This window comes from Bartonella sp. MU37NMGALS, assembly GCF_042194015.1.
GTDB classification, from domain to species: domain Bacteria; phylum Pseudomonadota; class Alphaproteobacteria; order Rhizobiales; family Rhizobiaceae; genus Bartonella; species Bartonella grahamii.
In genome coordinates this window covers 1-11,869 of the sequence record NZ_JBHIML010000014.1, presented here as the reverse complement: position 1 = coordinate 11,869, position 11,869 = coordinate 1, and the positions used below count along the sequence as shown (strand labels likewise).

The window sequence follows — 11,869 nt, the reverse complement described above, 5'->3', positions numbered from 1 at the left end:
AAGACGAGATTTTTTAAGAACAACACAAGTTGTTATAAAGAAAAAAGGCAGCACAATGTGCAGCCTTTTCTAAAAAGGTACATAGTGTACCTTATATTAAAACTGATAACGTACTCCTCCGGAAAAACTTGTTCCCGAAAAACCAGCCTTATTAAGCTTATGTTGATAGAGAATATCAGCATGCAGAGAGAACTGTGGCAACAATTTGGCATTAAAACCTAATCCAGCCTCTAGAGAAGAACCAAAAGCTCCTAACTTGAAAGCATCATTGAAATGCACAGACTGTTTTCCTTCAAAACCATGAGCAAGATAAAGCTTACCATAGAAAGCAACAGCATTCACGCCTTCAGAACCTGTAGGAATCTTGGTTAAGCGTCCACCAACACGTGCTACCCACTGATTAAGGTTACCCATTTCAATATCAAAATTGTCAATATCACGAGCTTTATTAAACTGGAGATGTTGATACACAACCTGAACCTGCGGATCAAAGACAAAACCCTTATATCCTGTCGCAATTGTCTGACCACCAGCTAAAGAAACACTCAAAGGATTACCTTTTAATGTTGCTGTTTTACCCCGTGCAAGGGTGAGAACATCACCTTTGAACAGACCATAGGATAAAAGACCGTCGACATAGAAGCCAGCATTATGCTGCATGCTACCATATACCGTAGCAGTCCATTTATCAAATGCACTCTTCTGGCTTTGCTCAACATTCAAAGGCTGCAGAGAAAGTTTTCCATAAGTTCCCATAACGCCAAAAGATATAGCACTGTCAGTATTTTCAATAGTTTGCAGCAGAACACCTGCCTCTACACCATTATAACTAAGATCACCTCCGTAACCATATTCAAGTGCAGAAAGATCTGAAGCATAACGGTAACTTCCACCGTAGCCGCGTAAATATAAAGCAGGATTTTCACGAACCTCTACCATTCCTGTAGAAGTCATCCGCAACGTCTCCAATTGCTTATTTTGATTGCTAATATCCATCAAACCAGCGTGGAATACGCTATTAGGCAAGACAAGATAAGTTGGAACCTGTGGAACAACAGATCTTACAAATTGTTCAGAAAGGTCAGCAGATCCAACAGACTTAACATACTGATTTTCTAGACGGAAGTTCCAAAATTCTCCACCATCCTTAACAAATTTCTGCTGAACATGCTCCTGTTTCGAAGTCGCTTTTGGAGCATAAGCATGAAGAGTATATTTGTAAGGTGAGTTTCTCAGTGCAACATAATTGCCATCGAGTTGGAAAGAGTCTTTCTTTGCCTGACCATAGACCTGAATAATTGAAACAGTATGAGCAATCTTGGCGTTCGCTTGACCATCTCCTACATTGCCCGCATCACCTCGTACATGTATTTTTGTTTTTCCAGAAACATCACCATGAATTACAAGCCGATCAGTGACTTGCTGATTACTCGGATCACGAGGATTTAAACGTGCATTGAGATGTATTGCAGCATTACCTTGTGCAGCATAAACTATTCCTTTCCCATTTCCAATACGGAGAGTCTGATATTTTCCTTCAGATTCCGAAGATGCAAAATCAATAGTACTATTTACAAGACTTACAGAAGAAATGCATGAATCCACACATCCTAAATTTGGAGTACCCAAATTCCCCTGTGCACTTCTTTTTAGAATCCACTCTGATTGATTAATTAAATCTAATTTTGCATAAGAACTTTTATCAACGCGAACATCGCCTTTAACAATAGAACTATCAACCAAAACCGATATATTGGAATCATTGTCAGCCTTCAACAACAAGTCACCAACAAGAGTTGTTTTATTTTCTAATGAAACATGACCACCAGAATTATTACCATAGATCGCTATACCACTTGCAACTTCAAAATCAGTTTTTTTCAACGAAACTGTCCCTGTTATGCTTATAGGTGTTTTCTCCTGCTTAGATTCAGCACTACGCTTAGCAACAATTGCTTTCTCAGTTGCTAAATCCTCACTCCGATTTTGTTGACTCGCTTCTTTCTGTATTCCCCCATCAAAATATATACCATAGGTTCCATCACCTTCCACTGTAACAGTAGAAGACTCGATATTTGCATGATTCATAGTAGGACGAACCTCAGAAGATCTCCTTCTCCTAGAAGAGCCGGTCTCAACCACATTATCATCAGACTTCATAATCCACAAAGCATGAGCATCAGTCACAACATTCCCATTCTTAAAATCAACAGAAGCATTATCACTCAACAGAAAAGCTGCACGCCCAAAGTTATCTGCGGAATCCAACTTACCCTGTCCTTTTTTCGCAGTAATACTAACTTTGTCTAACTCAACGCTTCCCCCAAATTCTGACCTCACAGCCACTCCCTTTGCCAAAGTAATAGCCCCAGAGTCCATAGATACCTTACCAGCTTGACTTACCAAACCAGCCACAGCCAAATCCCCCGTCACGTTAATTCTCGTATCCGTTAAATTAACAGATGATCCAGAACCCGCCAAAGCGCCCACATAATGCGCATTAACTGATCCACCAGTCATCATAACCTTTCCACCATCTTGAGCTTCAAGCCCAATTACAGAAGATGTAATTGTTGAGTTTTTTTCCAAAACAACTTTTGCATTGTCTTCTGCAAAAACAGCACTCACAGCCTGTAATTTAGTAAGATCAACATTGCTTTTGTTATCACCCCCCCCCATAATTGTAGCATTCTCTAACTTAATAACTGTATTTTCATTCTGTGCATGCATAGAATGTTGAGTTTTATCCTTTGCTTTCAGTGTAAGATTTGTCACTGTATGTGATTTACCATCACTACACGAATAAGGATTTTGCGCCCCCTTCTCACCATTATCCTGTGTGGCATCACATGTAGAAGAAACCGTTTCCTTACCAGAATTATTAAGCAAAAGAACACGTCCAGCAGCTCCACTAGAAGACGCAACAGGCTTTACAGAAACCTCAGAAGAAGGCTTTATGGAAGCTGCTGATTTTATAGATGGAATCTTATTCGATATAGTGTGCCCAGATGATACAGAAACCCCATCTGTCGATATCACAGAAATCCCACCTCGATCAGATCTCGCAGCTGAATCAGCTCCTAAAGATATTAAATTTAACGAACTTCTACCTTTAGATGAAGGAGATGAATTGGATGAAACAGTATATACGCCATACTCAGATGTCCCAGATCTTGCAGGATCAGTAGATGCCCCCTCCTGAGATGCAGCAGAAGCAACAGGAGACGTAGTAGAAGAAGGAAGAGACGTTACAGCTGCAGATGTTCCAGCCCTCCTCGGATCAGTAGATGCACCCCCCTCAGATACAGTAGAAGTAACAGAAGACGTAGTAGAAGAAGGAAGAGACGTTACAGCTGCAGATGTTCCAGCACTCCCCTGATCAGTAGCTTCCCTCCCCTCAGATACAGTAGAAGCAACAGGAGACGTAGTAGGAGCAGGAAGAGACGTTACAGCTGCAGATGTTCCAGCACTCCCCTGATCAGTAGCTTCCCTCCCCTCAGATACAGTAGAAATAACAGGAGACGTAGTAGGAGAAGGAATAGACGTTACAGCTTCAGATTCTTCAATCTCTACGTATCTATCATATCCACCGTCTGTATGATCTTCATCACCTGTCTCAGAACTCCTAAGTAATGCAGAGGTTCCATTCGCATCGGAAGCAATAACTTGATTAGGTAGTCTAACTTCAGAAGTTCCAGATGGAAGATTTGATCCTACAGTAGAATTATCTACCTCACTTCTCACAGTTTCACGAGATGGCACGGAAGAAGTATTTACTCTCGCCCTCTCCCTATTGTCACCTACAAAAGAAAGAGAATTACGCTCATAGGGCAAATTTTTATCTTCTAAACGAAAATCCCAAACACTTCTACTCTTTTTAAGTAATGTCTTATCGAAATACTGCATTTTCGAAGGAATAGCTGGACCATACGCACGAAGAACATACTGATAAGGTAAACCGCCTATCGTAGCATACTCACCATTCAGTTTAAAAGAATCTTCGCTCGCCTCCCCATAAACCTGAATAATTGAAATACTCTGAGGTTTATAAGCTTTAGCACTCCGACCTTGTCGACCCTCAGCATTTGGTTTCATTGTAAGCACATGCACCTTAGTTTGACCAGCAACATTACCATGAATTAAAAGCCTACCAGATAGTTGAGAATCCTCTGATGCATCAGCCTGCATAAATGCAAGGACATAAATATAAGAATCCCCAGAAGCGGTGTAAACTGTGCCTTCCCCATTTCCTATCCGAAGCATTGGATAACTATAATTTCGTTGATTCTCATCTACTAAAGGCAAAAGCCCAATAGCAGAATTGTTAAGTTTTACAAATGAAACACATGAATCCTCACACCCCCTATTTTGAGGATTTCCAAATTTACTTTTCGTTACATGCCACTGCGATTGATTGAATAAAAAAATCTTACCCTGAGAACCTCTTTCAACATAAGCTTCACCGCCAACTATAGAATCATTAATAAAAACCGACACTTCAGAAGTAGCTTCAGCTCGTAAGAATGAATTACCAGACACTTGCGATGCGCCATCTATAAGGACAGAGCCTCTCATATTCTTACCTAAAATGGCTGTACCATCTGGAACCTTAAGAGTAGTGCCGTGCAAAAAAACTAAAGACTCCTTATTTTGTAATTGATTACTTTTTAATCGGCTCTGTTCTAGATTATCGGATTGATTATCAAAATACACGCCTGTAGACGCTTCACCACTCAAGTTAATAGTTGAAGATTGTACAGAAGCCCTAATTCTAAAGTCCACTTCATCGGTTCTTTCTTCACCGACTCCTGTCCTTGTCTCTTGGCCTAAAATTTGGGGTATAAGATAGCTAGCATATACCGAAGAAGCAAGAAACTCGCTACTAGGATCATCTATTTCAATACGCCTCACTCTTGTATCATTATGTCTTTGAACATTGTTAGAATCTTCATCATCATTGTCAAAGACCCATACACCAACAGAATGTGAATGATTAATGTTTCCATTTTTAAAGGAAATAAAACCTGCATCTGTAAATAAAAAGCTACTCAATGCCTGTGCTGCAGCGCCAGATTGGCTGCTATCAATTGTAACATTAACTTTATCTAATTGAACGATTCCTCCGTTTTCTGCCACAACTACAGATCTACCTGTCGGGACAATAACCTTCCCCAATTTCATATCTATCACTGTTCCATTGCCGGCACGCAAACCCATTACCTCTTTCTCATCTTCATTACCTCCCTCCTGTGGGCCCGACACAGTAATCGCTGTATTATTCAACAGAATAAGTGATTCATGCGCAGCCTCAACCCCCACAATTACACTAGAGATTGTCCCTCCTTGTATAATGGCCTTTCCACCAAATAAAGCGTAAAGCCCAGTGTCAAAATCACGAATCGATGAGTTTTGCAATTTGACCACTCCATCTTGTGATGCAAATACAGCGCTCCCATACTGTGGACCTTTAACCGATACAATCTCTGCACCAGGTTCATTTTTAAGAGATGAAGAGTTCAATTCAATAATTGTCGGTTTAGTAGCTTCTTCTGATCCTGCAACATCATCTTCTCCTTCAACACCAATCCATCCCGCTGTTACAGCAGTATCACCCTTCTTCTTCACCACAACCGTACTATTATTTATTGAGTGTTTTTGTCTATCACTACAAACAATAGGTGATAAAGGGTTCCTATCATCTCTATTATCCGCTACATTACATGCATTGGCACTACCACCAACGCCACTTGGGACACCGCCAGCACCAAGGCCACCAACACCAGGAACACCAGGAACACCAGCACCAGGGACACCGCCAACACCAACACCACCAGGAGCAGCACCACTCGCTATAGAAGCATCAACACCCTGTAAAAGAAAAAGAGCGCTCGCTGTCAGTGCGTACAAACGTGTACGCTTTTTAAATACATTGATCATATGTCAAACTTTCTAAATAATGTTGCAAAAACACTAGAATTAAGTGAAAATGAGGTAAGTGAACAATTTGTAACATATGTAAGTAAACTTTACAACATAGTGTTATTTATTTACGCTTCATTTTGTGCATAAAGATGCCTAAGTTAAGGTTTTTAAGTGCACAAACCCTTGTAATATCAGATAAAAGGATAAAATCACGATGATAAAATATATGAAATGGATGACTTCTGTTTTACTGGTTGCCATCAGCTTTGCAACGGTTTTGTGGACTCATACGAGTATTGCAAATACCAGTACCCAGACAAATGTAACGATTGATCATGTTTCAGGCACGACTTCTGTTCCCGCTTCTCCGCAAAAGGTTGTTGTGTTTGATCTTGCTTCGCTAGATAATATGAATCGCCTTGGTATCCAAGCCGTTATCGGCCTTCCTGAAGGAAAAAAACCTTCCTATCTGCAACAATTTGATGATGCAAAATATGAAAGAATTGGAACCGTTTTTGAACCAGATTATGAAAAAATTGCCACTCTTCAACCCGATTTGATTATTATTTCCTCCAGAACTCAAGCTAAATATAAAGATTTATCCAAAATAGCTCCAACAATTGATCTAACAGTAGAAAACGAAAATTCTCTTGAAGATATTAAACGAAATGTGTCTATCCTTGGAAAAATTTTTGGCAAAACACAAGAAGCAGAAAAGGAAATTGCAAAACTCAATGAAGCTTTTGCTGAAGTCCGTAAAAATACTAAAGGAAAAGGCACTGGGCTCATACTCATGACCTCTGGTGGAAAAATCAGTGCTTTCGGACCAAAATCACGTTTCGATATTTTTCACTCCGCTTTTGGAATTGCCCCTGCAACCGATAAACTTACCGTGCAAAAACATGGACAACTCATTTCTCCTGAATTCATTCTTGAAACCAATCCTGATTGGTTGTTAGTGATTGATCGCGATGCAGCCATTGGACGGGAAGGACAATCCGCAGCACAATTGCTCAACAATGAGCTTGTTCACCGCACAACAGCGAGCAAACAAAACCAAATTATTTATTTGGACTCTTGGAGCTGGTATCGTGCAAATGGTGGTTTAACGGCACTCTTTGAAACCGCACGGCAGATCAATGAAGCCTTTACAAAGAGCAAATAAGCGTACGAAAGAGCTTGCTTGCTATATAAATAAAATTTAAAAGCAGAGGTTGTTTATTAAGCAGTCTTTGCTTTTTGTAGATTTTGTTAGAAAATGATTTAACGTGAAAAATTACTGGATAACCATAATACTTTTAATTTTCCTGTCTATCCTCAGCATTTTTGTTGGTTATTCTGATGTCACACCTTCTGACCTATTCGCAGCTGATCCCCATGCGTGGCTTATTTTTTGGCAAACACGTCTTCCTCGTACCATTGCAATCCTTTTAGTAGGCGCAGCACTTGCACTCTCAGGTATGATTATGCAACTATTGACACGCAATCGCTTTGTCGAGCCATCAACCACTGGAACCATTGAATCTGCTTCCCTTGGCATTCTTTTTATTATGATTTTTTTACCCGATATTCCTGTTTTAGGAAAAATGGTCGTTGCGACAATTTTTGCAATGGCAGGCACTTTACTTTTTATGTTTTTATTGCGACGCATTCCTCTAAAATCTGCTCTCATTGTACCCCTTACAGGGATTATGCTAAGCTATATTATTGGCTCTTTAACCAATGCCATTGCAGATTATGAAATGTTACTTCCCTCTCTTCAAGCTTACTTATTTGGCAGTTTTTCGATGGTTCTTGAAGGAAAATATGAACTCTTATGGTTATCCCTTCCCCTTTGTGTTCTGGCCTATTGTACTGCTGATCGCTTTACGGTTGCAAATTTGGGAGAAGATTTAACCAATAACCTTGGATTGAATTATCGTGTTGTCATGTTTTTTGGTCTTTTTATTGTCGCCTCAATCACTGCTGTTGTTGTCTGTACCATTGGCCGTATTCCTTTTGTTGGGTTGATTATTCCAAATATTGTTTCAAGTTTCATGGGAGATAATATGCGCTATACCGCTCCTTGGGTGGCTATCAGCGGTGCAGGATTGGTCTTGATTTGTGATCTTTTAGGACGAATAATTCACCCTTCTCTTGAAATTCCCATCAGCACTATGATGGGTGTAATCGGTAGTTTTATTTTTATAATACTGCTTTTACGCTGGAGAAAGCGTCTTGGGTAGAAGAAGAAAAACAATATGTGTACTAACAACACTTATCATCATAGCATGTACTGTCATTAGTCTCTACATGACGTGGAATATCAGTGTTTATACATGGAAATTTCGTCTTACAAAACTTTCCTCTCTACTTCTTATTGCCTATGCAATAAGCGTTTCCACGGTTTTATTTCAAACAATCGTTAATAACCGTCTTCTTACTCCTTCAATTATGGGATTTGATCAGCTTTATATTTTAATAAAGACTGCCCTAATGTATTTTGTAGGCTCTCTTTCTTTGCCCTTTTTGAATGAAGAAGGACAGCTTGTTCTTGAAGCCCTCATTCTTATTCTTTTTTCAATAAGTCTTTTTCGCTGGCTCTTTTCAGGAAGCCTAAAAGGGCTTCATTTGACGCTTTTAATCGGTGTTGTTTTAGGCGGCTTTTTTTTCAGTTTACGGATGTTTATGCAATTGCAACTAAATCCAGACCAAATGATGAATTTAACGGATATTATGTTTGCAAATTTTAATAAATTCAATACACCATTAATAAGCTTTGCCACAATCATTGTCTTCATTGTGAGTCTGATTGGATGGCATTCCCGTCATCTTCTTGATATCTTGGCTTTGGGACGTGAAAATGCTCTTAATCTTGGCGTTAATTACCACAAAAGTGCGATAACTGTCCTTATTTTTGTTTCCATTCTCGTTTCCATTTCTACCGCATTAGTAGGCCCTGTCACCTTTTTTGGACTGTTGGTTGCCAACCTTTCCTATGAACTTTCTTCTCAAGCAAAACACAGTGTTGTTCTTCCAATTGCAATATTATTGGCTATTATTTGTTTGGTGGGGGGACAATTTATTTTAGAACAAATTTTTCATATGGCAGGACGTTTAAGTTTTATCATTGAGTTTTGTGGAGGAATTGTTTTCTTAATGTTACTGATGAAGGGAAAACTAAAATGATTGAGATCAATCATCTTTCCAAGACTTACGGAGCACGATTGATTATCGATAATTTATGCCTTCATCTTCCCAAGGGGGGAATTATTTCTCTCATTGGGCCCAATGGTTCGGGAAAATCAACTCTTTTAATGCTGATAAGACGTCTTTTGCCACACCATAATGGTACAATTCATATCGACGGCTTTGATATTGATAAAATGCCCCACGATATTTTGGCTCAAAAACTCTCAATTCTGCGTCAAGATAATCCTTTATCCTTCCGTTTAACCGTATACGATTTAGTAAGTTTCGGACGCTATCCTTATTCAAAAGGCTGTGATACACATGAAGATAAACAATTTATCGACAGTGCGCTACGCTATCTCGGCTTACAAGATTTAAAAGACCGTTTTTTAGATGAGCTTTCTGGCGGTCAGCGTCAACGTGCTTTTATAGCCATGGTTATCTGCCAAAATACTGATTATCTTCTCTTAGATGAACCATTAAACAATCTGGATATGAAACATGCCGTTTCTATGATGAAGCAGTTACGTCGCACAGCTGATGAACTGCAAAAAACCATTCTTATTGTTATGCACGATATTAATTTCGCCTCATCTTATTCAGATATGATTGTTGCACTAAAAAATGGAAAAGCAGCCTATTGTGGAACTCCCAAAGAAATTATGCAACCAGAAATTCTTAAAGACATTTATGATGTCGATATTCAAATCAAAACAATCAATGATATCCCTATTGCTCTTTATTATCGATAATCATAAAAATTTTTTGTTCTTATATGCACTATAGAATCTGCCAGAGATGGTGAAATTGGCTTATTGGAGAGTAGGTTAATGGTAGAACAGCGGACTTTGACTTCGTCAATCTTGGATCGAATCCAAGTTTCCCAGCCAGTATTTAATGATTGTAACGTATCATCGGATTTTGTATAATTTGAAAGCAGGTTTTGCATCAATTTATTTTTTCAAAGGATCTTTAAAAAACTTTCAAGGGTTATTTAAAACCCCTTTAATGCATATTTTTCTCTTCCTCTAAAAATTACAATTTGAGATGATAAGCTCTTGAGCCAGAGTCAGATTCTTTAAATCACTTGTGATGTGCCGACCTCTTGTTATCTTAATTAGCTAAAGATTTTTCGGATCTGAGGCACATCATTGAGATGAAAAAATCTTTCCCTTTAATTGCGCAAGCAGAGCAAACATCGTCGTGGTAATCCTCTCGCTTAAACAAATCCTTTCCATAGTAATTCTCAATACCCTAAAGGCGGATCAAGATAAAACAAAGTGTTTGGATGGTCATAACGCATAATAAAATCAGACCAGTCTAAATGTTCAATGGGAGCACCCGCTAAGCGGCGATATATAAGCTTTAATACGCTTTCAAGTCTCACCGAATTAAACCGTGCACTAAAATTAGAATCAACATCAAATATTCGTTTGTCTACCTGACCCGCAAAACTCAAACGCTAGAGATATAAAAACCGCAAAGCCCGCTCTAAACATGGGGGTGTATGGGTCTTATAAAGCGAAACGTTGAAACTCTTCACGGCTACTTATCTGGAACTGCGACAGATCCATAAAAGGGTGATAACCCAAAAAATTCATCACATCACCTGAACGATTATTGATGACTTCGTATAAAGATATCAATTTCCTTGTAAAGAATATGCCTCCCATTCCAACAAAAGACTCCACATAAGGCGATGAGGGATAGCTTCTATGATTTACAGGTACAGATCACTGGCCATGTAATAACGCCAACTGATGTCCAACCCAATTAGACCGCCTGTGGGAACAGGCAGGTTGTGGGGCTGAATATAATGGAACAGCACCGAATGAATAAGCCACACGTCGTAAGTAAGCCTCTAGCGTGCATAACTTATAGGTTTTGGAAACAGACAATTATTATAATTCAGGCGATTAAAGATCGAATCTCAGGCTTTTTAATCTAGTGGACAAACACGAATAATATGTCCGTCTGAATCTTTGATTAGGAAGGTACGTCCAAATACATCAGTATACGGTTCCTTTAAGACATTTATCTCAACGGTGGTTTGCTCTTGCCATTCCGCATATAGCTTATCTACATCCTCTCCCTTAGGCAACATAATGCCGATTTCTGAAAAACGAGGCACATTTTCCTCAGGCGCATAGCCCCCAGACCAGAGAGCAAAGAGTGCGTCACCTGAAGAAGCAAATGCAACATAACGTGGCGAGATGAATACAGGCTGTTTCTTGAAGATGAATTTGTAAAAAGCAGTAGAATACTCTATGTTCGAGACATATACCAACTGTAGGTTTGGGGTAACAGGATAAGTGGAAATATTACTCATTAATTGTCTATGATTTAGTAGCTGTCTTTTAACAAAGTATGCCTATATAGAGAATATTTCAACAAGAGTTTGTGATGCTTCCGTTCACGGTGTGCTCTATTTATATGTGTTTATTCGCATTGCTATATGCTAAAATATTGAGACCACCACTACTGGGATTATAATAATATCCCTATCGCTCTTTATTTAATAATCTAAAGATTTTTGCGCTTGCCTACACTGTAGAATCTGCTAGAGATGACAAAATTGGCTTATTGGGGAATAGTTTAATGGTAGAACAGCGGACTCTGACTCCGTCAATCTTGGTTCGAATCCAAGTTCCCCAGCCAGTGTTGTTGTAGCTTGCCTGTAGCTTGCCAGCGGGTTTTGTATGTAGCTTGCCAGCGGGTTTTGTATATTTTGCCACTAGGTTTTGTACCAATTTATTTTTTTTCAAAGAGTTTTAAA

Annotated in this window: 7 protein-coding genes and 2 tRNA genes; 6 read left to right on the top strand and 3 right to left on the bottom strand. The window is 39.1% G+C overall.

Going from position 1 to position 11,869, the window contains the following annotated elements; translation table 11 throughout:
• Window positions 1–96: 96 nt before the first annotated feature.
• Window positions 97–5,937 (bottom strand): autotransporter outer membrane beta-barrel domain-containing protein, encoded by a 5,841-nt coding sequence (locus tag ACFIJP_RS07210; protein WP_375626604.1) that lies wholly within the window; start codon window positions 5,935–5,937, stop codon window positions 97–99.
• A gap of 199 nt (window positions 5,938–6,136) precedes the next feature.
• Here ACFIJP_RS07210 and ACFIJP_RS07205 point away from each other — a divergent pair, with 199 nt between their 5' ends.
• The 5 genes from ACFIJP_RS07205 (at window position 6,137) to ACFIJP_RS07185 (ending at window position 9,983) form a co-directional block, all read left to right on the top strand.
• The gene (locus tag ACFIJP_RS07205) at window positions 6,137–7,087 is read left to right on the top strand and encodes a siderophore ABC transporter substrate-binding protein (protein ID WP_375626602.1); all 951 of its coding nucleotides are present in this window, start codon (window positions 6,137–6,139) and stop codon (window positions 7,085–7,087) included.
• A gap of 103 nt (window positions 7,088–7,190) precedes the next feature.
• The gene (locus ACFIJP_RS07200) at window positions 7,191–8,147 is read left to right on the top strand and encodes an ABC transporter permease (RefSeq protein WP_375626601.1); all 957 of its coding nucleotides are present in this window, start codon (window positions 7,191–7,193) and stop codon (window positions 8,145–8,147) included.
• A gap of 67 nt (window positions 8,148–8,214) precedes the next feature.
• Window positions 8,215–9,090, top strand: coding sequence for an iron chelate uptake ABC transporter family permease subunit (locus tag ACFIJP_RS07195; protein ID WP_375626600.1), 876 nt, complete (start codon window positions 8,215–8,217; stop codon window positions 9,088–9,090).
• Entirely contained in the window at window positions 9,087–9,845 is a 759-nt protein-coding gene (locus ACFIJP_RS07190) for an ABC transporter ATP-binding protein (RefSeq protein ID WP_375626598.1), read from the top strand. Before ACFIJP_RS07195 ends, ACFIJP_RS07190 begins: the two co-directional genes overlap by 4 nt.
• 64 nt (window positions 9,846–9,909) lie before the next feature.
• Window positions 9,910–9,983, top strand: a tRNA-Gln gene (locus ACFIJP_RS07185).
• A gap of 356 nt (window positions 9,984–10,339) precedes the next feature.
• Here the strand turns inward: ACFIJP_RS07185 and ACFIJP_RS07180 are convergent.
• Window positions 10,340–10,480 carry a hypothetical protein gene (locus ACFIJP_RS07180; RefSeq protein WP_375626596.1) on the bottom strand — a complete coding sequence of 47 codons (141 nt, stop codon included), beginning with the start codon at window positions 10,478–10,480 and terminating at the stop codon, window positions 10,340–10,342.
• Between the two features lie 552 nt (window positions 10,481–11,032).
• Entirely contained in the window at window positions 11,033–11,422 is a 390-nt protein-coding gene (locus ACFIJP_RS07175) for a VOC family protein (protein ID WP_375626594.1), read from the bottom strand.
• A gap of 255 nt (window positions 11,423–11,677) precedes the next feature.
• Here ACFIJP_RS07175 and ACFIJP_RS07170 point away from each other — a divergent pair.
• Window positions 11,678–11,751, top strand: a tRNA-Gln gene (locus tag ACFIJP_RS07170).
• Window positions 11,752–11,869 lie beyond the last annotated feature (118 nt).